16 protein-coding genes, 1 pseudogene and 1 riboswitch are annotated in these 22117 nt (G+C 61.5%); of the genes and pseudogenes, 4 read left to right on the top strand and 13 right to left on the bottom strand.

What is annotated here, in order from left to right; genetic code table 11:
* The first annotated feature begins 17 nt into the window (after positions 1-17).
* Positions 18-1772, top strand: a complete 1755-nt coding sequence (locus E3Z29_RS05190) for a molecular chaperone (RefSeq protein WP_134785297.1) — start codon at positions 18-20, stop codon at positions 1770-1772.
* Between the two features lie 102 nt (positions 1773-1874).
* On the opposite strand, the gene serB is transcribed toward E3Z29_RS05190, so the two are convergent.
* Positions 1875-3089, bottom strand: a complete 1215-nt coding sequence (gene serB / locus E3Z29_RS05185; protein WP_007967407.1) for a phosphoserine phosphatase SerB — start codon at positions 3087-3089, stop codon at positions 1875-1877.
* A gap of 134 nt (positions 3090-3223) precedes the next feature.
* On the opposite strand from serB, the pseudogene E3Z29_RS05180 reads away from it, so the two are divergent.
* A pseudogene (locus E3Z29_RS05180) lies at positions 3224-4740 on the top strand (AhpA/YtjB family protein).
* Between the two features lie 250 nt (positions 4741-4990).
* Here the strand turns inward: E3Z29_RS05180 and E3Z29_RS05175 are convergent.
* The 9 genes from E3Z29_RS05175 to E3Z29_RS05135 form a co-directional block, all read right to left on the bottom strand.
* Positions 4991-5701: a membrane integrity-associated transporter subunit PqiC gene (locus tag E3Z29_RS05175; protein WP_134785296.1), complete on the bottom strand. Its 711-nt coding sequence runs from the start codon at positions 5699-5701 to the stop codon at positions 4991-4993.
* A gap of 186 nt (positions 5702-5887) precedes the next feature.
* A complete protein-coding gene (gene parC / locus E3Z29_RS05170; protein ID WP_047600727.1) occupies positions 5888-8152 on the bottom strand; it encodes a DNA topoisomerase IV subunit A in 2265 nt (754 codons plus the stop codon).
* A gap of 7 nt (positions 8153-8159) precedes the next feature.
* Positions 8160-8684: a TIGR02281 family clan AA aspartic protease gene (locus E3Z29_RS05165; RefSeq protein WP_027611396.1), complete on the bottom strand. Its 525-nt coding sequence runs from the start codon at positions 8682-8684 to the stop codon at positions 8160-8162.
* Positions 8681-9670, bottom strand: coding sequence for an esterase-like activity of phytase family protein (locus E3Z29_RS05160; protein WP_134785295.1), 990 nt, complete (start codon positions 9668-9670; stop codon positions 8681-8683). The genes E3Z29_RS05165 and E3Z29_RS05160 overlap by 4 nt, the downstream gene beginning before the upstream one ends.
* Positions 9670-11577, bottom strand: coding sequence for a DNA topoisomerase IV subunit B (gene parE / locus E3Z29_RS05155; RefSeq protein ID WP_007967400.1), 1908 nt, complete (start codon positions 11575-11577; stop codon positions 9670-9672). Before parE ends, E3Z29_RS05160 begins: the two co-directional genes overlap by 1 nt.
* A gap of 42 nt (positions 11578-11619) precedes the next feature.
* Entirely contained in the window at positions 11620-12228 is a 609-nt protein-coding gene (locus E3Z29_RS05150) for a YqiA/YcfP family alpha/beta fold hydrolase (protein WP_134785294.1), read from the bottom strand.
* A 240-nt stretch (positions 12229-12468) separates the two neighbouring features.
* The gene (gene cpdA, locus E3Z29_RS05145; protein WP_027611393.1) at positions 12469-13284 is read right to left on the bottom strand and encodes a 3',5'-cyclic-AMP phosphodiesterase; all 816 of its coding nucleotides are present in this window, start codon (positions 13282-13284) and stop codon (positions 12469-12471) included.
* Between the two features lie 99 nt (positions 13285-13383).
* Positions 13384-13836: a DUF1249 domain-containing protein gene (locus tag E3Z29_RS05140; RefSeq protein ID WP_007967395.1), complete on the bottom strand. Its 453-nt coding sequence runs from the start codon at positions 13834-13836 to the stop codon at positions 13384-13386.
* The gene (locus E3Z29_RS05135) at positions 13827-14444 is read right to left on the bottom strand and encodes an NUDIX domain-containing protein (RefSeq protein ID WP_134785293.1); all 618 of its coding nucleotides are present in this window, start codon (positions 14442-14444) and stop codon (positions 13827-13829) included. The genes E3Z29_RS05140 and E3Z29_RS05135 overlap by 10 nt, the downstream gene beginning before the upstream one ends.
* Before the next feature lie 229 nt (positions 14445-14673).
* On the opposite strand from E3Z29_RS05135, the gene E3Z29_RS05130 reads away from it, so the two are divergent.
* Positions 14674-15420, top strand: a complete 747-nt coding sequence (locus E3Z29_RS05130; RefSeq protein ID WP_027611391.1) for an RsiV family protein — start codon at positions 14674-14676, stop codon at positions 15418-15420.
* Here the strand turns inward: E3Z29_RS05130 and cytX are convergent.
* On the bottom strand, positions 15389-16681 hold the full coding sequence (gene cytX / locus E3Z29_RS05125; protein ID WP_134785292.1) for a putative hydroxymethylpyrimidine transporter CytX: 1293 nt from the start codon (positions 16679-16681) through the stop codon (positions 15389-15391). The genes E3Z29_RS05130 and cytX overlap by 32 nt on opposite strands.
* A gap of 201 nt (positions 16682-16882) precedes the next feature.
* Positions 16883-18772 (bottom strand): phosphomethylpyrimidine synthase ThiC, encoded by a 1890-nt coding sequence (thiC, locus tag E3Z29_RS05115; RefSeq protein ID WP_095138094.1) that lies wholly within the window; start codon positions 18770-18772, stop codon positions 16883-16885.
* 146 nt (positions 18773-18918) lie between these two features.
* Positions 18919-19024: riboswitch (TPP riboswitch) on the bottom strand.
* A 205-nt stretch (positions 19025-19229) separates the two neighbouring features.
* Here thiC and E3Z29_RS05110 point away from each other — a divergent pair.
* Positions 19230-20663 carry a TolC family outer membrane protein gene (locus tag E3Z29_RS05110; RefSeq protein WP_134785290.1) on the top strand — a complete coding sequence of 478 codons (1434 nt, stop codon included), beginning with the start codon at positions 19230-19232 and terminating at the stop codon, positions 20661-20663.
* A 168-nt stretch (positions 20664-20831) separates the two neighbouring features.
* Here E3Z29_RS05110 and waaA read toward each other — a convergent pair whose 3' ends face one another.
* Positions 20832-22106 carry a lipid IV(A) 3-deoxy-D-manno-octulosonic acid transferase gene (gene waaA / locus E3Z29_RS05105; protein ID WP_134785289.1) on the bottom strand — a complete coding sequence of 425 codons (1275 nt, stop codon included), beginning with the start codon at positions 22104-22106 and terminating at the stop codon, positions 20832-20834.
* Positions 22107-22117 lie beyond the last annotated feature (11 nt).

The raw sequence follows: 22117 nt of genomic DNA, 5'->3' as shown, positions 1-22117 counted from the left end.
CTGGAGCCAGTCACGGCATGAGTGAGTCACGCCCCCAACCCTCCCTGCGCGCCTCGATCCCGACGCAAACGCGCCTGTCGTTCTGCGAAGCCACCCCGCGCGATCTCAAGCGCTGGATCGCCGGCCTGCCCAAGGCCAACATCGGCGAAACCGCCCGCCAGTTGTATCAAGGCCTGGGCGAACTCAACCAATTGCTCACCCCCAGTGACAATCGCCTGCAACTCCTCGAACTGCTGCGCCCTGAGGTTTACTTCGTCTGCCAGCATCTGGAGCGGCATTTCCTGCATCAGGCGATCATGCTCGATGACCGTTCGCGCAAGATCAGCAACCTGTGTCAGGCGCTGCAAAGTCATCTGGCTATCGGCTACAAGCAGATCGTTCTGCGCATTGTCCCCAAGTACCACAAGGATCGTGCGGCGCTGGTCAGTCAGGCCCTGCAACGGGCCGCGCATGCGCTCAAGGGGCAACTGCTGCGGGCGACGCAGCTGTACAGCCCGCCGCCGGAACATCTGTGGTTCGAGCTGCATCAGTTGTATCGCTGCGCTTGCGCCTTGCAGTTGCAACAGCGTCGGGTGCATGACGATCTGGCGAGCCTGAGCAGCGAACTGAGCCTGGAACAGACCTACATTGCCGCCCTGCTGCTGGGCAGCGCCCGTTGCAATCAATTGCGCCAGAACCAGATCGCCCGGCTGGCCGAAGTGCTGGAGCCGTGGAGTGCCCTGCTCAAGCTGCATCCCGGCAGCCCGCAGGATGGACTGTTCGCCATCAGCGCTGAACTGGACGCTGGCCCGCGCTACCGCAGCATGTTTCGCAAAGAACAACAGGGCGCATTGCTGGGCTTCGATCCGCAACCGCTGGTGAACATGATCGAAGCGCATTTACTGCAGCAGGAGACGTCGACGCCGCTACCGGTCCCGGCAGGACTGAGCCTCGATACCCTGCAACATTTGCACGCCAGTTGGGGCCAGGCCGCCGAGCGCAGTTTTCAGCGCACCGCCGGTCAAGGCAGCCTGACCGTGTGCGTCGGCATGAGCGCCCTGCACTTTTACCTGGGCGGCGAACGCAGCTTCAGCGAACTGCTGAAACATCCCGGTGCTCGCGCGGCCAACTTCAGTCGCGTCGTGGTCCAGGGCGAAAAGGACAGCTGGAGCCAGGCCTTCGACGCCGCACCGCAGGGCGAGACTGAAGAGTTGCTGCCGTACGAAGAAATCCAGTACGACCATCTGGGCGAAGACGAGAGCAACACCGACAGCCCTCCACACTATCCGACCTACAGTTTGCCGGTGATCAACCACAGTCCCGGCGGCTATTGTCTGGCGTGGCCGAGCGAAGTACCCGCCGAATTGCAGGCCGGGGAAATGCTCGGAATTCAGGACAGTGCGAATCAGGGCTGGAGCATTGCGGTGGTGCGCTGGATTCGTCAGGTGCGCGGCAGCGGGCCGCAAATGGGCATAGAACTGGTGGCGCCACACGCCGAACCTTGCGGTTTGCAACTGGTGCGCTCGCGAGATGATCACAGTCAGTATTTGCGCGGTCTGCTGCTACCGGAGATCAGCGCCATCGACTTGCCCGCGACCTTGCTCGCCCCGCGCCTGCCGTTTCAGGAAGGCAATAAAGTGCTGATCAACACCCACGGCGAAGAACACCGCGCCGGGCTGGATCGACGGGTGGCGAGTACGCACAGTTTCAATCAGTTTGCCTATCGCTCGCTGGAGGCCGCGCAGAATGGCGGGGGCGAGGAGGATTTCGATTCGTTGTGGAAATCGCTTTAGATCGGGTTGAGCCCTTCGCGAGCAAGCCCGCTCCCACAGGAGACCGAGTTCAATGTGGGAGCGGGCTTGCTCGCGAAAGGGCCCGCTCAGACTACAGAGATATCAGAGCTGCCCGTCGCGATCGCGAAAGCCCAGCAGATACAGCACGCCATCCAGTCCCAAGGTCGAAATCGCCTGCTTCGCCGACTGTTTGACCAGCGGCTTGGCGCGGAACGCCACACCCAGCCCGGCAATCGCCAGCATTGGCAGGTCATTCGCGCCGTCGCCCACAGCGATGGTCTGCTCCAGACGCAAGCCTTCCTTGTGCGCCAGTTCCTTCAGCAGATCCGCTTTACGCTGCGCATCAACGATCGGCTCGATGGCCACGCCGGTGCACTTGCCGTCGACCACTTCCAGTTCGTTGGCGAACACGTAGTCGATGCCGAGTTTGGCCTGCAGCTGTTTGGCGAAGTAAGTGAAGCCGCCAGACAGGATCGCGGTCTTGTAGCCCAGACGCTTGAGTTCGGCGAACAGGGTTTCCGCGCCTTCGGTCAGGCGCAGCGAAGCGCCGATCGAGTCCAGCACGCTGACATCCAGGCCCTTGAGCAGCGCCAGGCGCTCTTTGAAGCTGGCGCGGAAGTCCAGTTCGCCGGCCATCGCGCGCTCGGTGATGGCCGAGACCTGCTCACCGACACCGGCGGCCTTGGCCAGTTCGTCGATGACTTCAGCTTCGATCAGCGTCGAGTCCATGTCGAACACCGCCAGACGCCGGTTGCGGCGGAACAGCGAATCTTCCTGGAAGGCGATGTCGACGTTCAGCTCCTGCGCAACGCTGAGGAATTCGGCACGCAGCGCCTGCGGATCAGCCGCTTCACCACGCACGGAGAACTCGATGCAGCCCTTGCCCTTGTCCGCCGGAGTGTCCAGCGGCATGCGACCCGACAGACGGTCGATATGGTCGATGTTCAGGCCATATTTGGCGGTGATCGAGCTGACCGCCTGCAATTGGCCGGCGGTCACTTTGCGGGTCAACAGGGTGACGATGTGGCGTTTCTTGCCCTGATTGCCCACCCATTGCTGGTAATCCTCTTCGGACACCGGGGTGAAGCGCACCTGCTGGTCGAGCTCGTAGCCCTTGAACAGGATGTCCTTGAGCACGGCTTTGCCTTGCTCGGAGTCGGGAATCTCGACCAGGATGCCGAACGACAGGGTGTCGTGGATCACCGCCTGACCGATGTCGAGAATGTTCACACCACCTTGTGCCAGAACGCCGGTAATGGCCGCAGTCAGACCCGGACGGTCGACTCCCGTGATGTTAATCAGGACGATTTCGCGCAACGCGCACCCCCGCAACTGGAAAAAAACCGCATTCTACCCACTTTCAGTGACCATCGGGCACCGCGAGCGCTTTGCCGGTCTAGGGCCTGTCGCTATACTGCGCGTCAACTTCACGGACAAAAGAGCCGAGCTCAGTGAACCGGCCCACGCCAGTTAAAACCGATAACTTCTTCCTGCTGATCTTCCGTGCACTGCGCCACCGCCGTGTGCCGATTGCATTGCGCATTGCCAGCCATAACGTGATCCTGGTCGCTCTGGCCCTGGTGATCTATGCCGGGGTGATGGGCCTGCAGTTCAAGCAGGCCATGCACGAGCAGGCCGATGCGCTGGGCGAAAGCCTGACCACGCAGACCGCCACCTCTGCCACTGAACTGTTGGTGTCCAACGACATCCTCAGCCTCAACGTGCTGCTCAACAACCTGACCAAGAACAAGCTGGTGGCCCACGCGGCTATCTATAGCGTGGACAACCGCATCCTCGCCGAATCCGGTCAGCGCCCCAAGCACAGCCTGCTGGGCGAAGCCGAGGGCATGTACGAGAGCAAGATCACCTTCCAGGACGTGACTGCCGGGCAACTGCGCATCAGCCTGGACATGGATCAGTTCCAGCAGCCGATGACCATCAGCCTGCAGAGCATGGGCATTCTCAGTGCGATCCTGCTGGCCTTGTCGCTGGCCCTGAGCCTGCGCATGGGGCGCTATCTATCGACGCCGTTGCTGCAATTGCGCGTCTGGCTGCGGCGCATCGACGAACACACGCCGGGCATAGATCGTCAGGACGAAATCGGCGATCTGGCGCGTCAGCTGCACGCCAACTACGCTCCGGAGCCTGCGCCTGAACCTGAGCCAGAGCCGGAACCCGAGTTCGAGGAAGAGGATGAGCCAGAGTTCGAAGTGCGCAACCTGCGTGACCCGAGCTTTGACGAAACCCGCCCGATGGCCGCGCAAAAACCGGCGCCGCGCCACGTGGTCAGCACCGTTGAAGACGATGATGACGACGAAGATCCGTTTGCCGATCTGCGCGACGAGTCGCTGACCGAAGCTGTTCCGGCGCCGCGTAAAGCGACACCAAGCGTGCCGCAGCACAGCGCGGTGCTGGCGATCCAGCTGGGTTCGCAAGAGCAACTGCGGCGCCTGCCGCGTGCCCGTCTGGAAGAGTTGCTGGAGCGCTATCGCGATTGTCTCGATCAGGCCGCTTCGCTGTATCAGGGCGAAATCGAAACCCTGAACGATGGCAGCACACCTGATGCTGTTCCACACCGAAGACAGCGGTGACGACTACCTGACCCAACGCCATCTGCTGCGGCGAGTTGCTGCGGGCGCTGGGCCATCAGTTGCAGATCGAAGTCGCCGACAGCGGCATCACCCTGCAATTGCAACTGGGCCTGACCCTGGGCGACGAGCTGTTCGGCCTGAGCCAGATCGACCTGCTGCTGACCGATTCGGCTCAGGATGCCCTGGCCCTGTCGCAACACAGTCGCAACCTGCTGCTGGTCGAGCGCAAGATCGGTGACGATGCGCTGATTCGTCAGCGAGCGCGGATCCGCCCAATCGCCAGCCCTGAAGGGGCCTGCTGTGTCGAGCGGTTGATGGAGCCTTATCCGTCGGTGCTCGAGCGACAACTGGCGCGGATGCATGAGCGCCGAGCGTAAGCCTTAGGCCAGATGCACAGAAGCCCGCAGACAAGTGATTGTCTGCGGGCTTTTTTGTTGCCTGACCGGCCCTTTCGCGAGCAAGCTCGCTCCCACAGTGGACGGTGGCTGCCACAGACCTTGCGAACACCTTCAAGACCTGTGGGAGCGAGCTTGCTCGCGAAGAGGCCCGCACTGACGGCAAAGATTTCCAGCCCCCAGACACAACAAAGCCCGCACAAGGCGGGCTTTGTTTTGACTCGAACCAGACTCAGAAGCGGAACACTTCCATATCCGTGCGAATCGGCGAAGCCATCGGGATCTTCGGCTGCTTCTCTGCATCCGCCGCCGGCGCTGCCGGTTTAGGCGCTGCCTTACGCGGTGCTTCGGCCACCGGAGGCTGGTTGGCCAATGGCTTGAGCGCCAACGACAACTGCTCGGCCAGACGCTGTAGCAGAATCCCCTGCGCCTGCACCTGCGAAGCCGTGGTACCGGCATGCAGCTCCTGCAGGTGAACGATGCGGTTATCGCGCACCTGACCACGACGGTCGATCAGACGCCATTGTGCATCGAGGATCGCCGGTTGCTTCTCACCGGAGTCCAGACGCGTGATGGTCAGCAATACCTGCACATCCGGGGCAAATCCCAGAGTGGCGGGTGCCAATACCACACGCTGGCTGTCCAGATGACCGGCCACCTGACGCATCAGCAATTGATCGATATCCGACGAAAGGCTGCCCGCCCAGCGACCGTCGGTCGAGGCTTGCAGGCTGCCGTCCGGTTGACGTTGCAGCAAAGTTTCACGTTGCAGGTAATCAGCAATGACTACCGGACCCAACAAAACCGCCATGCCTGTGCTTTGCGCAGGCTGAGCCGGACTTCCGCTGTCCAGCTGATACAGCGACACCGGTTGGTGAACGCTGCAACCCGCCAGGCCCAAAACGCCGGCGAGCAGGAAAATAAGGGGGCGCAGAGCAGTCATCATCCCGTCCAGGTGGCCGCCACAAGGCTGACCACAGTGAAAATACTCAATAAATATGAAGAACGCTCGGCCACGCCGGCGCTTGGAAAGGCCATATCATCCGTGAATATGCGTTCCGACTCCAGCGCCAAAGCGTCGATCTACGCGTTAAATCGTAGATCGACGCCTCTAGATGGGCGTTTTCGCCTAATTGAGGTTTTCGACGAGCAGTGCATCGACCCGCTGGAAGCCACGTGGAAGCTTGTTGCCACGCCGTCCACGCTCACCTTTGTAGTGTTCGAGGTCTTCAGCTTTCAGTTTATACGGACGTTTGCCTGCTTGCAGGATCAAGGTTGCCCCCGCGGGAATCACAGCAATGTCCGTGACAAACTCTTCACGGCTGGCGACACGGTCACCCGGCACACCGATGATTTTGTTGCCCTTGCCCTTCGCCAGCTGCGGCAAATCGCTGATATTGAAGACCAGCATCCGCCCCTCGCTTGTCACGGCGGCAAGCAAGTCATTCTCGCGATCAGTCACCGGACGCGGCGCGATCACCTTGGCGTTGTTCGGCAAGCTCAACAGGGCTTTACCGGCCTTGTTCTTGGCTTGCAGGTCTTCGCCCTTGACCACGAAACCGTAACCGGCGTCGGAGGCGATCACGTACAGCGCATCGTCTTCCGGCATCAGCACGCACTCGAAGGTCGCACCCGGTGGCGGGGTCAGACGCCCGGTCAACGGTTCGCCCTGGCCACGCGCCGACGGCAAGGTGTGGGCGGCGACCGAATAGCTGCGGCCAGTGGAGTCAATCACCACGGCAGACTGGTTGGAACGCCCCGCCGCCGAGGTCTTGAAGCCGTCACCCGCCTTATACGACAGGCCGGTGGCATCGATGTCATGGCCTTTGGCCGAACGGATCCAGCCTTTTTCCGACAGCACGACGGTAACTTTCTCGTTCGGCAGCAGATCGTGTTCGGTCAGCGCTTTCGCTTCAGCACGTTCGACGATCGGCGAACGACGGTCATCGCCATAGGTTTCAGCGTCTTTGAGCAGCTCGGTGCGCACCAGCTTCTTCAGCTTGGCTTCGCTGCCCAGCAGGGCTTGCAGCTTGGCCTGTTCCTTGAGCAGTTCGTCTTGCTCGTCGCGCAGCTTCATCTCTTCCAGACGCGCCAACTGCCGCAGGCGGGTGTCGAGGATGTAGTCGGCCTGGATCTCGCTGAGGGCAAATCGCTCGATCAGCTTGGCTTTCGGGTGCTCCTCGGTGCGGATGATGTGGATCACTTCATCCAGGTTGAGGTAGGCGATCAGCAAACCGTCCAACAGGTGCAGGCGACGCTCGACCTTGTCGAGGCGGAATTGCAGGCGGCGACGCACGGTCAGCACGCGGAATTCCAGCCATTCGACCAGCAACGCCCGCAGGTTTTTCAGCTGCGGCTTGCCGTCCAGACCGATGATGTTGACGTTGACCCGGTAGGTCGACTCCAGCTCGGTGCTGGCGAACAGGTGCTGCATCAGCGCTTCATGATCGACGCGACTGTTGACCGGAATGATCACGATGCGGCACGGGTTTTCGTGGTCGGATTCATCACGCAGGTCAGCGATCTGCGGTGCTTTCGACGGCTTGGCCTGCATCAGCGCGGCGATCTGCTCCAGCACTTTGGCCCCGGAGACCTGGTGCGGCAGCGCGGTGACGATGATGTCGCCGTCCTCGACGTGGTACACGGCGCGCATGCGTACCGAGCCCTTGCCGGTTTCGTACATTTTCAGCAGGTCGGCACGCGGCGTGATGATTTCCGCTTCGGTCGGATAGTCCGGGCCTTGAATGTGTTCGCAGAGCTGTTCGACCGTGGCTTTCGGCTCATCGAGCAAGCGCACGCAGGCAGTGGCGACTTCGCGCAGATTGTGCGGCGGTACGTCGGTGGCCATACCGACAGCGATGCCGGTGGTGCCGTTGAGCAGGATGTTCGGCAAACGTGCCGGCAACACCAGCGGTTCCTGCAGGGTGCCGTCGAAATTCGGGCCCCAGTCAGCGGTGCCCTGGCCCAGTTCGCTGAGCAGCACTTCGGAATAGCGCGACAGGCGTGCTTCGGTGTAACGCATGGCGGCGAAGGACTTCGGATCGTCCGGCGCACCCCAGTTGCCCTGGCCGTCGACCAGCGTGTAGCGATAGCTGAACGGCTGGGCCATCAACACCATCGCTTCGTAACACGCCGAATCGCCGTGCGGATGGAACTTGCCGAGCACGTCACCGACGGTACGCGCCGATTTCTTGTGCTTGGAATCGGCGTCCAGCCCCAGCTCGCTCATCGCATAAATGATGCGCCGCTGTACCGGTTTCAGGCCGTCGCCGATATGCGGCAGAGCACGGTCCATGATCACGTACATGGAGTAGTTGAGGTAGGCATTTTCGGTGAAGTCAGCCAGCGATCGGCGTTCTACGCCGTCTAAGCTGTCTGCAAGGATGTCGCTCATGCGGGCCTCATCGGTTCGTTGTCTGGCGCAGCAGCATGGTGCCGCCGCGCTGGGTAAATTCAAGTTTGTTCAGGGCGCTCATGCCGAGCAGCACCTGATCGCCATGCAGACCTGGCGCCACCAGCGCGCGGACGTCCCGCAGCACGATGTCGCCCAGTTGCAGGCGGTCGATCTTTGTCCGGTAGCCTTGGCTCAGGCCGTTGGCCGTGCTCAGGGTCACGCCGAAACCTTCTTCCAGCTTTAACCGTTTGGCCAGATCCGCCGGGATCGCCACATCGGTCGCGCCGGTGTCGAGCATGAACTCCACCGGCTCACCGTTGATCTGGCCGCTGGCGACAAAATGCCCTTGGGCGTTGCCGGCCAGCTTCACTTCGATCACGCCACCGTGCTGCTCGGACGTGACCACCACGTTCGGATTCTGCTGACGTTCTTCCCACTGGCCGAAAAACCGCGTGGCCAGAAACAGCCCCGCGCACCAGGCCAGAATCATCAACACCCGGCCGGCGCGTTTGCCCGGCGGTTGCTGACTCACGGCTTGGCGCTCCAGCCACCTTCAGGCGCGGCGAAGCGCCAGACGATCGGTCGAACCTCTCCGTCGGCGCGGGGGCCGAAATTATTGTCGACGCCGACCCACGCACCCTCAGCGTCAACGATCAATGCCTCTTCCAACCCGAAGTTTTGCGAGTAACGGCGGTTGGCCTGCAACAGTTCAGCGGCGTACGACCAGCAGCGCTCGACCTTGGCAGTCTGCGCATCGCGCCGACAAATCTGGAAGGCGTTGCGTTCAAGGGTAAACAATTTGCCGTTGAACAACGAAAGGTCGGAAAAGTCGCGGTCGACCGCTTTGGCGTGCGGGAACTGCGGCGGCTGCATCTCCTTGCCGCCCTCGCTGAGCAGCACGCAACGACCGTCGCAATCCCACACCGTCTGCTGACGCTTGATCAGCAGCAAGCCGCGGTTTTGCCGTTCGCCGGCCAGCCACATCTGATCGCCCGCCGGGTTGATCGCCAGACCTTCGAAGATCGCATTGAAATGCAGGAGCATGCCACTGGCCCGCGCTTCGCGAACCATCATCGGCGAAATCTTCAGCCAGTTGGCCGGGCCGCTGACGGGCACCTGCAAGACCGCCGCGTGGCCCTCGCTGACAATGTAGCGATTGCCGGCGCTGTCGCAGCTGATGCCTTCGAAATCGAGGTCGCCACCGCGCACGAACGACGCGGCCCAATTGCGCGAGCGCAATCCCCACGGCAAACCGGTCTCCGGCACCAGCGGCACGTCGATGTGCAAGGCTTCGGCCTGCCAGACCTGATCGGCGGTATTGAGCCGATAGATCTGATCGTCATCGCGGTCCGACACCGTCCACAACTCGCTGCCACACATGGCCAGTCCCGACAGGTTGCCACCACGCATGCCTTCGACCGGATGTTCCGAGAGCACGCGCAACTCCTGCAGCGGCTCCGCCGACACGCCCATCGCACTCAGCAGCAATGCACCCGCCAAGGCCCAGCCAAACCGCATCAGGCCAGCACCTCGGCAAGGTTGCCCTTGGATTCGAGCCAGGTCTTGCGGTCACCGGCGCGTTTCTTCGCCAGCAACATGTCCATCATTTCCGAGGTTTCGGCAAAATCATCGCCCAGCGTCAACTGCACCAGGCGCCGGGTGTTCGGGTCCATGGTGGTTTCACGCAGTTGCGGCGGGTTCATTTCACCCAGACCTTTGAATCGGGTGACCTGCGGTTTGCCGCGTTTCTTCTCGGCCACCAGACGATCGAGAATCCCGTCGCGCTCGGCTTCGTCGAGGGCGTAGTAGATCTCTTTGCCGAGATCGATGCGGTACAGCGGCGGCATCGCCACGTAGACGTGACCGGCGTCCACCAGCGGGCGGAAATGCTGGACGAACAACGCGCACAGCAGCGTCGCGATGTGCAGACCGTCGGAGTCGGCGTCGGCGAGGATGCAGATTTTGCCGTAGCGCAGCTGACTCATGTCTGCCGCACCCGGATCGACCCCGATGGCCACGGCGATGTTGTGCACTTCCTGGCTGGCCAGCACTTCGCTGCCATCGACTTCCCAGGTGTTGAGGATCTTGCCGCGCAACGGCAGGATCGCCTGGAATTCCTTGTCCCGCGCTTGCTTGGCGGAACCGCCGGCGGAATCACCTTCGACCAGGAACAGCTCGGAACGCATCGGATCCTGACCCGCGCAGTCAGCCAGTTTGCCCGGCAACGCCGGCCCCTGGGTGACGCGTTTGCGCTCGACTTTCTTGCTTGCTTTCAGGCGGCGACCGGCGTTGTTGATCGCCAGTTCGGCCAGCGCCAGACCGGTTTCCGGGTTGGCGTTGAGCCACAGGCTGAATGCATCTTTCACGACGCCGGAAACGAATGCCGCCGCTTCACGGGACGACAAGCGCTCTTTGGTCTGGCCAGAGAATTGCGGCTCCTGCATCTTCATCGACAGCACGAAAGCGATGCGCTCCCAGACGTCTTCCGGCGCCAGCTTCACCCCGCGCGGCAGCAGGCTGCGGAATTCGCAGAACTCGCGCATCGCATCCAGCAGGCCCTGACGCAAACCGTTGACATGGGTCCCGCCCTGCGCCGTCGGGATCAGGTTGACGTAGCTTTCCTGCACCGCGTCGCCACCTTCCGGCAGCCACAGCAGCGCCCAGTCCACCGCTTCTTTATTACCGGCGAGGCTGCCGCAGAATGGCTCGTCCGGCAGGCGTTCGAATTCGCTGACCGCGTCCACCAGATAGGAGCGCAGGCCGTCTTCGTAATGCCATTCGACTTTCTCGCCGGTGCCCTTGTCTTCGAAGCTGACCAGCAGCCCCGGGCACAGCACAGCCTTGGCCTTGAGCACGTGCTTGAGGCGGCTGATGGAGAATTTCGGTGAATCAAAATATTTCGGATCCGGCGCGAAGTACACGCTGGTGCCGGTGTTGCGCTTGCCAACGGTGCCGACGATTTCCAGCTCGGTGGCCTTGAAGCCATCCTTGAAGGTCATCTGGTATTCGTTGCCGTCACGCTTCACGCGCACCCGGACTTCGGTCGACAAGGCGTTGACCACGGAAATACCCACCCCGTGCAGACCGCCGGAGAACTGGTAGTTCTTGTTGGAAAACTTGCCGCCCGCATGCAGCTTGGTGAGGATCAGCTCGACACCCGATACGCCCTCTTCCGGGTGAATGTCGACCGGCATGCCGCGACCGTCGTCGCTGACTTCCAGCGAGTGATCGGCGTGCAGAATGACCTGCACCGATTTGGCGTGGCCGGCCAGGGCTTCGTCGACACTGTTGTCGATGACTTCCTGGGCGAGGTGGTTCGGCCGACTGGTGTCGGTGTACATGCCGGGGCGTTTGCGCACCGGGTCGAGGCCCGAGAGGACTTCGATGGCGTCGGCGTTATAAGAGCTAGCGCTGGGAGTGGCCATAGGGTCTCGTCGTCAGTGATTCAATGAAAAAGGGGCAAGACTTCACAGTGCGGTGAAATCGATTGCCTGATACAAATCGGCGCCAATGCCGGCAAAACTCAACAACGCCGGTAATTGTTCGGCAAAACCCTGGTAACCATGGTCGCCGCCGGCCTGAATGCGCAAGGCGCAGGCCCGGTAATGCTGCTGGGCGAGGCGATAATCCAGTGTTTCATCGCCGGTCTGCAACCACACCTGATAACGCTGTGCATCCACGGGTGCCGGCACTTCCAGCTCGGCCAGGGCCGTCACATGGTCGTGGGTCAATTCCCAGGTCTCATCGGTATACAGGTTTTTCTGTGTGCCCAGGTAGCCGTCGAACATCCGGTGCGGGCTGACCGCCGGGTTGACCAGCAGGGCTTTCAAGCCGTGGCGCTCAGCCAGGTGAGTCGCATAGTAGCCGCCGAGTGAGCTTCCCACCAGCAACGGCCGGCCCAGCTCGGCAATCGCCCGCTGCAACTGACCGATGGCTTCACGCGGGTGGTGATGCAGCGCCGGGACACGCAATTGGTCGCTCAAACCCAGCCGTTCCATCACCTCGACCAGCTGACAGGCCTTTTTCGAGGCCGGCGCGCTGTTGAAACCGTGGATATAGAGGATCGAACCGGACATTTGAGCTCCCTGGGTGTCGGCGAAAGATAGCGGAGTTTACAGGGAGAAAGCCCCTCACCCTAGCCCTCTCCCGGAGGGAAAGGGACTGAATGGGGGATATTCAAGAGCTACACCGACTTGAGCGAGTTTCAGCGAATCCATAATCGACACATTCTTTCAGGTCGATGGATAACGCCAGACACCTCGGTCAGCTCCCTCTCCCTCCGGGAGAGGGCTGGGGTGAGGGGCTCTTGATCGAAATCAGTAGCCTTCGGAGCCGTAATCGACGGTGAATTGGAAGTCGGTAACGCGCTCGACACCGGTTTCCAGCCGCCCGTCCGGCAACAGCCGCAACCAGCGATAGCCCGGCGCCTGTTCGCCGACCTTGAAGTCGTGACTGCCGGGCTCGAACTGAATGCAGGTCGATGGCGAGGCCATCAGCCGTACGCCGTTGCGTTCGCGGTCGATCTCCTGATGCACATGCCCCCACAGCACCGCGCGAGCCTGAGGAAAACGATCGAGCACGTCGAAGAATGCTTCGGGATTGCGCAAACCGATCGGCTCCGCCCAGGCACAACCCACCGGCACCGGATGATGGTGGAAACACACCAGATGATGGCGCTCCGGCGCTTCGCTCAGCGAGCGCGCCAGCAGTTGCAACTGATCATCCTGCAGATACCCCGGCACAGAGCCCGGCACCGCCGAGTCGAGCAAGGTCACGCGCCAGTTGCCGACATCGACCACTGACTCCAGCAATGCACTTTGCACTGCGGCCTGAGCCATGATTTGCGGCTCATCGTGATTGCCGGGAATCCAGCGCGCCGGCGCATCGATCTGCGCCGTCATCTCACGAAACTGTTGATACGACTCCAGAGTGCCATCCTGGGAAAGGTCCCCCGTGGCCAGAATCAAGTCGATCCGAGGTTGCTGCCCCAGCACCAACTCGATGACCTTTTGCAGACTCTCGCGGGTGTTCATGCCCAGCAGTGTGCCGTCCGCCTCGGCGAACAGATGACTGTCGGATAACTGCACCAGCAACGCCGGATCGGCGGTGGTCAATGTGGATACGCTCGGCAAGGCGTTCTCCCAGGGCAAAAGCACGGAATCGGTTGAGTGCCGCAATTATGCTGGGGGATGACGCAAAGAGGAAACCGGCGAACCGGACGCAGTTCACAACTAGCGTACGACTTCGTACTCGTGCCCCAGGGCCAGACAATGGCTCAGCCATTCCCCGAGGAACAGATTGAGCTGGGCCTTTTCATCCGGCTGATGCATCGCGGCGTTCGGGTAAGGATAGATGCCGCGAAAGCGTCGTGCATGTTCGGCGCTGATCACCTCGGCCATGCGCGCGTCGTGATAGACCTGCACTTCCAGTTGCGGCACCGGCAGCCACGGCAAACTGTGTTCCTGACGCACCTGCAAAGTGGTGGTGTAGGGGCAAGTCTGCAGCACTTCGAGGGCCAGCACGCCGAGCATCTGCTCGCCCTGGGTCACGGCGATCCGCCGCGCCTCGGGGTCGTTGCGCATGTCCGGCACCAGTCGCATCAGGCGCGCGTAGTTGGCCTCGCAGGCGGCTTGCAGCCCGGCGAGGTCGACTCGATAGCGATCGCGCAGCTTGTTTACGACCATAACCCCCTCACTTCGGCGCGGTTCAGCGCCAGCCATTGCAAGGCGATGATGCTCGCCGCGTTGGCAATGCGTCCGTCACGGACGGCCTGCAAGGCATCTTCAAAGGCCCAGACCGTGACACGGATGTCTTCTGCTTCTTCCTCCAGCCCATGCAGGCCGCCTACGCCTTCTGTACTGCAACGCCCCAGAAACAAATGCACGTATTCGTTGCTGCCGCCCGGCGACGGGAAATATTGGGTCATCGGCCACAGGGCCTTGATGTCCAGCCCAGCTTCCTCCTGCGCCTCGCGGTGAGCAACTTCTTCCGGCACTTCGGCCTTGTCGATCAGACCGGCGACCAGCTCAACCAGCCACGGGTTGTCGGTCTTGCCCATGGCACCGACGCGAAACTGCTCGAGCAGCACCACTTCATCGCGCTTTGGATCGTAAGGCAGCAGGCACACGGCATCGTGACGCACGAAGACTTCGCGGTTGATCTCGCGGCTCATGCCCCCGGCGAACAGCTCATGGCGCAGGTGCAAACGGTCGAGCTTGTAGAAGCCCTCGTAGCAGCGCTCGCGCTTTACAACATCGACGGTGGCCGGAGTGGCGTTGGCAAAATCTGTCATGAGCATCCTCTCTTGCTGCAAATCCAATACGAGGCTGCTTTTGGTTACTGGCGGCCTCGACTTCGCGCCATCCTAACGCGCCCGCGATGATTGATGCAGCCCCTTTACCGTCAGCGGGATGGACGGTGGCGGCGAAACCCACTCTAATTAGCTTAGTGGCGAACTGACTGCTTCGGCGAGAGTCGAAGCGGATAACTTTTTGCCTTCCCCTGTTTCAGAAAGGACGCCCATGTCGCTTTTCAAAATTGCCTCCGTGGCCGCCATCGCCCTGACCCTGGGCGCCTGCGCCAACCTGTTCCAGCCCAACTACCGCACGCCGCTGGAAACCACCCGCGATGCGTCGGAAACCCTGAAACCCGGCTGTTCCAACCCGGACTGCCCGCTGGTGAATATCGATACCGTGCACTTCGCGGCCGAGCCTGCGCTGGACGGCATCATCGAAAAACGCCTGCTGCAAATGACCCGCACCGAGCAAAACGCAGCGGTAGCGCCAACCCTGGCCGCCTATCGTGATCAATTCCTGCGCAACGCCGGCCCGCGCAACAGCAGCTATTTGCAGGCCAAGGTACGCGAGCAGCATGACGGCTTGGTGATCATCGAACTGTCGAGCTATCTCGACACCGGCGGCGCCCATGGCACGCCGGGCCGCGGTTTCATCAACTATTCGCGTCAGCAGCATAAAGTGCTGAACCTGTCGGACATGTTGCTGCCGGGTCAGGAAGAGGCGTTCTGGAAAGCGGCGCAAGTGGCGCATAACAGCTGGCTGATCAGCACCAAGCTTGATCAGGAAGCGGATTTCGTGAAGAGCTGGCCGTTCGTCAAAACCCCGAACGTGGCGCTGACCTACGGTGGCGTGATCCTCAAGTACGACGTGAGCACCATCGCGCCTTACGCGCTGGGCCACGTCGAACTGAAGATCCCTTACCCGCGTCTGAACGGCATTCTCAAACCCGAGCTGTTTCCCGGCCGTAACTGAACGCCCGACCGAGCACCAGTTGCAACAGCCCTGCCAGCACCAGTGCCGGCAGGGTCGCGCCGACATCCGGATACAGATTCGCCAGCAAGTGGTAGGTGCTGATCCCGCCCAGCCACGCCAACAGCGCCGGCCAGCGCAATGCGGCTGACGCCACCTGAGCGCTGCGCTTGCGCAGGATGAAGTGATCCACCAGCACCACGCCGAACAGCGGCGCGAACACCGAACCGATCAACAGCAGGAAGTTCTGGTACTGCGCCAATGGCGCCAGCAGTGCAATCAGGGTGCAGATCACGCCGATGGCCAAGGCCAGATGCTCGACTTTCAAGCGCAACAGAATCCCGCTCGACACCGCGGCCGAATGAATGTCGGCGAAAGCGTTTTCCGACTCATCCAGCAGAATCAGCAACAGCGGAATGCCCAGACCGGCCCCGGCCAGTGCCAGCAGTAACGCATTGACTTCACCACTCGGCGCAAACGCCAGGGTGTAGGCCACGCCGAGACTCATCAACCAGAAGTTACCGATGAAGAAACCGATGGCGGTGCCGCCGAACACGTTCTTCGCACGCTTGCCGAAGCGCGAGTAATCGGCGATCAGCGGCAGCCACGACAGCGGCATGGCGATGGCAATGTCGAAGCCCACGGCGAACGGCATCGAACCGTCCCCGGCACGCGCCCAGAGTGCCGCCAGATCAGCCTTGGCGAACAGATTCCAGGTCAGCCAGATGCACGCGGCCAGAATCAGCCAGATGCCCCACTTGCGCAGGATCTTGCGCACGAACGTCAGCGGCCCGCTGACCGCGAGCAGGGTCGCCAGCGCACCGAAGCACAAGGTCCAGAGCATCGGACTGGCCCACAGCGAACCCTCGCTGAACGCGCGAGTGCCGAGCAGGCTGGCGGCGTCACGCATGACTATGATTTCGAACGAGCCCCAACCGATCAGTTGCAGCAGGTTGAGCAACGCCGGCAGGCTCGCGCCTTTGCTGCCGAGGCTCAGTTTCAGTGCGGCCATCGACGACAGACCGGTATCGCTGCCGATCACGCCGACAGCGGCCAACAGCAGAACGCCAACCAGCGTGCCGAGGAAAATCGCCAGCAGCGAACCGGAGAGGCCCAGACCCGGCGCGAGCAAGGCGCCGGTCTGCAATACCATCAAGCCGATGCCGAGGGAAAACCACAGGGAAAACAGATCGCGACCGCCGAACACCCGCTTGTCGGCGGGTACGGCGAGGTCAGGGGAATAAGTGCCGGGTTGAATGCTCAAGGGTGTTATCTCAGAGGGACATTTGTTGTTGTGTGTGATCAAGCTGGCCCACTTGTGGCGAGGGGATTCATCCCCGATGGGCTGCGAAGCAGCCCCAAAACCTGAGAATGCGGTACATCTGAAGGACCCGGTTCTCAAAATTGCGACTGCTGCGCAGTCGATCGGGGATAAATCCCCTCACCACAAAAGATCAGTCAGGGATCAGACTTTTTTATAGAGCTGACTGCCTTCCTTCTTGAACCGCTCGGCCTGTTCCGCCAGGCCCTGGGCGACGTCCACGTCGACCGCGTCGATCCGCTGGTTGGCCGCGTATTCACGGACTTCCTGAGTGATCTTCATCGAGCAGAATTTCGGCCCGCACATCGAGCAGAAGTGCGCGACCTTGGCCGAGTCCTTCGGCAGGGTTTCATCGTGATACGAACGCGCGGTGTCCGGATCGAGACCGAGGTTGAACTGGTCTTCCCAACGGAATTCGAAACGCGCCTTGCTCAAGGCGTTGTCGCGAATCTGCGCGCCCGGATGCCCTTTGGCCAGGTCCGCTGCGTGGGCGGCGATCTTGTAGGTGATGATCCCGGTCTTCACGTCATCCTTGTTCGGCAAGCCGAGGTGTTCCTTCGGCGTCACGTAGCAGAGCATGGCGCAACCGAACCAGCCGATCATCGCCGCACCGATACCCGAGGTGATGTGGTCGTAACCCGGCGCGATGTCGGTGGTCAGCGGGCCGAGGGTGTAGAACGGCGCCTCGTCGCAGCACTCCAGCTGCTTGTCCATGTTCTCTTTGATCAACTGCATCGGCACGTGGCCCGGGCCTTCGATCATGCACTGCACGTCGTGTTTCCAGGCAATCTTGGTCAGCTCGCCGAGGGTTTCCAGTTCGCCGAATTGCGCTTCGTCGTTGGCGTCGGCAATCGAGCCCGGACGCAGGCCATCGCCCAGCGAGAAGCTGACGTCGTAGGCCTTCATGATTTCGCAGATTTCGTCGAAGTGGGTGTAGAGGAAGTTCTCTTTGTGGTGCGCCAGGCACCACTTGGCCATGATCGAACCGCCACGGGAAACGATGCCGGTCACGCGTTTGGCGGTCAGCGGCACGTAGCGCAACAGCACGCCGGCGTGGATGGTGAAGTAGTCGACGCCCTGCTCGGCCTGTTCGATCAGCGTGTCGCGGAACAGCTCCCAGGTCAGGTCTTCAGCGACGCCGTTGACCTTCTCCAGCGCCTGATAGATCGGCACGGTACCGATCGGCACCGGCGAGTTGCGGATGATCCACTCGCGGGTTTCGTGAATGTGTTTGCCGGTGGACAGGTCCATCACCGTGTCCGAGCCCCAGCGAATGCCCCAGGTCAGTTTCGCCACTTCTTCTTCGATGGACGAACCCAGGGCGCTGTTGCCGATGTTGCCGTTGATCTTCACCAGGAAGTTACGGCCGATGATCATCGGTTCCAGTTCGACGTGGTTGATGTTGGCCGGAATGATCGCGCGACCACGGGCGATTTCTTCGCGGACGAATTCAGCGGTGATTTCTTTCGGAATGCTCGCGCCGAAGCTGTGGCCGGCGTGTTGCTGGTTCAGCAGGCCGGCGGCGCGGGCCTCTTGCAGCTTCATGTTTTCGCGGATGGCGACGTATTCCATCTCGGCGGTGATGATGCCTTTGCGCGCGTAGTGCATCTGGCTGACGTTGGCCCCGGCCTTGGCCCGGCGCGGGTTGTTGACGTGAGCGAAACGCAGTTTGGTCAGTTCAGGGTCGGCGAGGCGCTCCTGACCGAAGTTGGAACTCAGGCCTGGCAAACGCTCGGTGTCGCCACGGTCGTCGATCCACGCCGAACGCACGTCGCCCAGACCTTTGCGCACGTCGATCACCACGTTCGGATCGGTGTACGGGCCGGAGGTGTCGTAGACGGTGACCGGCGCGTTGATTTCGCCACCGAAATCGGTCGGCGTCACATCGAGGGTGATTTCGCGCATCGGCACGCGGATGTCCGGGCGCGAGCCCTGAACGTAGACTTTTTGCGAACGGGTGAACGGCTGAACCGACTGCTCATCGACCTTGGCCGAATCACTCAGGTTGATCGCGTTTTTTGCTTTTGTAGTCATCACGGGCTCTCCAGACAGCATCCAGGCAATGGATTGTCGGAGCAGAACCTGAAAGGCACGGACGCACCAGGACTGGTGCTGTGCATCGTCGTCGAGCGTTCGATTGTCGAACAATATCCCGGACGAAGCACAAGAGGACTCGCCGGGTGACGAGAAATCTTGTTCCCTACGCAGGCGCTAACCTGATCAGGTTCAACGGGATCCGAAATTATTCGATCTCAGCCTCATAGCAAGGCACCCCGACAAGAACCCGGCCAGTCTAGACACAACCAGCAAAGAACGCCAACACCGCGGCAAACACCATGATGAATGGCGCAATTACCGGGACTTGCAGGATTGTTGCCGCACGATTGCGCAACTACACTCGCTTTGCCCTGCGCGCCTTGACGCTGCCGGGGCCGCGCCGTAGCCTTGGCGCGCACATTATTTCCGTAATATTTTTGCTAGGGATCGCCTCATGCTGCGCAAACTTTCACTGGCTCTTGCCGTGTCTTGTGCGTCCAACGCAATGGCCTGGGCAGCAGAAGCGCCCTTGTCGACCAAGACCGATCTGGTCAGCGTCTATCAGGAAGCCGTCGACAACAACGCCGATCTGGCCGCCGCCCGCGCCCAGTACGGCGCCCAGAAAGAAGTGGTGCCACAGGCCCGTGCCGGCTTGCTGCCGAACTTGTCTGGCGGCGCCGAAGTGGCGAATGTGCGCACCTCGATCGACCAGCCTTCAGCCATTGCCAATCGCAGCGCGCATTCCTATCAGGCGACCCTGGCACAACCCTTGTTCCGCGCCGATCGCTGGTTCCAGTACCAAGCGGCGAAAGACGTCAACGAACAAGCCGCCCTGCAACTCTCGGCCACCGAACAGAACCTGATTCTGCAATCGGCTGAAAGCTACTTCAACGTGCTGCGCAGTCAGGACAACCTGGCCTCGACCAAGGCTGAAGAAGCCGCGTTCAAGCGTCAGCTCGACCAGTCCAACGAGCGTTTCGATGTCGGCCTGTCGGACAAGACCGATGTCCTGCAATCGCAGGCCAGTTACGACACCGCGCGCGCCAACCGTATCGTTGCGCAGCGTCAGGTTGACGATGCGTTCGAAGCGCTGATCACCCTGACCAACCGTCAGTACAACTCGATTCAGGGCATCGTCCACACGCTGCCGATCCTGCCGCCGGCGCCAAACGACGCCAAGGCCTGGGTCGACACGGCGGGCAAACAGAACCTCAATCTGCTGGCGAGCAACTTTGCGGTCAGCTCCGCCGAACAGACCCTAAAACAGCGCAAGGCCGGTCACCTGCCGACCCTCGATGCCGTGGCCAAATACGAAAAGGGTGACAACGACGCCCTCGGTTTCGCCAACCCGAACGCCTTCGGTACGCCGTACAGTGGCAACGTCGAGCAAAGCACCCTGGGCCTGCAACTGAACATTCCGATCTACAGCGGCGGGCTGACCAGTTCGCAAGTGCGCCAGTCCTATGCGCAACTGGATCAGAGCGAGCAACAGCGCGAATCCCTGCGCCGGCAAGTGGTGGAAAACACCCGCAACCTGCACCGCGCGGTGAACACCGATGTCGAGCAGGTGCAGGCGCGCCGTCAGTCGATCATCTCCAACCAGAGCGCGGTGGAAGCCACGGAAATCGGCTATCAGGTGGGGACGCGCAATATCGTCGACGTGCTTGACGCCCAGCGCCAGCTGTACACCTCGGTGCGCAACTACAACAACACCCGCTACGACTACATCCTCGACAACCTGCGTTTGAAGCAGGCAGCGGGAACGTTGAATCCGGGTGACTTGCAGGACCTGGCGCGCTATCTGAAGCCCGACTACAACCCGGACAAGGACTTCCTCCCGCCGGATCTGGCCAAGGCAGCCGAAGCACAGCTCAAGGCGCGCCCGTAAACAATCTGGAAAATCCCCTGTGGCGAGGGGATTTATCCCCGATGGGGTGCGTAGCAGCCCCAAAACCATTCACCGCGGTGATTCAGTCTGATATGGCAAGCAGGGTTAACGACTGCTGCGCAACCCATCGGGGATAAATCCCCTCACCACAATAAATGTTCCGGGCGACTATTTGATCAACCGGCCCAGCCCATCCAGCAACCGCTGCAACGCCCCCTGATTACGCCGCATCACCGCCAGCCCCGCCTCGGCCATGTGCTGGGCATCGCGCGGCAATTCGAACAAGCGCTGCACTTCCACCGCCAGCCCTTCGGCATCATCCACTTCGGCCAGCGCGCCGGCTTCGCGCAACTGCGCGGCGATGTCGAGGAAGTTGAACAGGTGCGGGCCGCTGAGTACCGGTTTTGCCAGTGCTGCCGGCTCTAGCAGGTTATGCCCGCCGTTGGTCACCAGGCTGCCGCCGACGAAAGCACTGTCAGCCAGTGCATAGAGAAACAGCAGCTCGCCCATGGTGTCGCCGAGCAGCACTGAAGTGTCCGCTTCGACGTTGGCACCGGTGGAACGGCGCACCGTGGCAAAGCCTTCACGCTGGCACAATTCGAACACCGAGTTGAAGCGTTCGGGATGGCGCGGCACCAGAATCAGCAGCGCATTCGGGTAGTTCGCCAGCAGCCGACGATGGGCGTCGAGCACGACCTCGTCTTCGCCTTCGTGGGTGCTGGCGGCGATCCATACCGGGCGCTCCAGCGCTTGCCACTGCCCGCGCAGCTCAGCGGCACGTTGCAGCAGTTGCGGGTCGATGGTCAGATCGAACTTGATCGAACCGGTGACTTCAACCGTCTGCGGACGCGCGCCGAGATCGCGGAAGCGCTGGGCTTCAGCCTCGGTCTGCACCGCGAAAAAACTCATTTCAGCGAGCATCGGCGCGGTCAGCTTGCTGAAGCGGCCATAGCCTCGGGCCGAGCGCTCGGACAATCGCCCGTTGGCCAGCGCCACCGGAATCCCACGCTTGGCGCACTGATGGATGTGGTTGGGCCACAGTTCGGTTTCCATGATCACCGCGAGTTTCGGTTTGGCGTGATCAAGAAAACGCGCCGCTGCGCACGGCAAATCATAGGGCAGATAGCAATGCTGGATGCGCGGCTCATTGGCGAACAGCGCCTGAATCCGTTCTGATCCGGTCGGGGTCATGCAAGTCACGGTGATCGGCAGCTGTGGATAACGTTGCAGCAAGGCGCGAATCATCGGCGCGGCGGCAATGCTTTCGCCCACAGACACCGCGTGCACCCAGACCCCGCCGGGTTGCAGTCGCGGCATCCCGTAAGAGAAGCGCTCGCCAATCCGTTTGGCATACGCCGGGGCCTTGCGCGAGCGCAGCCACAGCCGAATCGCCACCAATGGCAGCCCCAGGTAAAACAGCGCGGTGTAGAGAGTTCTATTCATGGCGGCGGAGT

This window comes from Pseudomonas sp. S150 (assembly GCF_004526365.1).
GTDB lineage: Bacteria > Pseudomonadota > Gammaproteobacteria > Pseudomonadales > Pseudomonadaceae > Aquipseudomonas > Aquipseudomonas putida_A.
The sequence above is the reverse complement of the archived record's forward strand: the minus strand, read 5'-3'. Positions and strand labels throughout refer to the sequence as shown.

Bases quoted from the DNA above. Each gene is read 5' to 3' on its own strand.
- E3Z29_RS05160 (WP_134785295.1), bottom strand. From the start codon at position 9,670: ATGCGGTTTGGCTGGGCCTTGGCGGGTGCATTGCTGCTGAGTGCGATG.
- parC (WP_047600727.1), bottom strand. From the start codon at position 8,152: ATGAGCGACATCCTTGCAGACAGCTTAGACGGCGTAGAACGCCGATCG.
- E3Z29_RS05175 (WP_134785296.1), bottom strand. From the start codon at position 5,701: ATGACTGCTCTGCGCCCCCTTATTTTCCTGCTCGCCGGCGTTTTGGGC.
- E3Z29_RS05110 (WP_134785290.1), top strand. From the start codon at position 19,230: ATGCTGCGCAAACTTTCACTGGCTCTTGCCGTGTCTTGTGCGTCCAAC.
- E3Z29_RS05135 (WP_134785293.1), bottom strand. From the start codon at position 14,444: ATGACAGATTTTGCCAACGCCACTCCGGCCACCGTCGATGTTGTAAAG.
- parE (WP_007967400.1), bottom strand. From the start codon at position 11,577: ATGGCCACTCCCAGCGCTAGCTCTTATAACGCCGACGCCATCGAAGTC.
- waaA (WP_134785289.1), bottom strand. From the start codon at position 22,106: ATGAATAGAACTCTCTACACCGCGCTGTTTTACCTGGGGCTGCCATTG.
- E3Z29_RS05150 (WP_134785294.1), bottom strand. From the start codon at position 12,228: ATGTCCGGTTCGATCCTCTATATCCACGGTTTCAACAGCGCGCCGGCC.
- E3Z29_RS05140 (WP_007967395.1), bottom strand. From the start codon at position 13,836: ATGGTCGTAAACAAGCTGCGCGATCGCTATCGAGTCGACCTCGCCGGG.
- thiC (WP_095138094.1), bottom strand. From the start codon at position 18,772: ATGACTACAAAAGCAAAAAACGCGATCAACCTGAGTGATTCGGCCAAG.
- E3Z29_RS05190 (WP_134785297.1), top strand. From the start codon at position 18: ATGAGTGAGTCACGCCCCCAACCCTCCCTGCGCGCCTCGATCCCGACG.
- E3Z29_RS05130 (WP_027611391.1), top strand. From the start codon at position 14,674: ATGTCGCTTTTCAAAATTGCCTCCGTGGCCGCCATCGCCCTGACCCTG.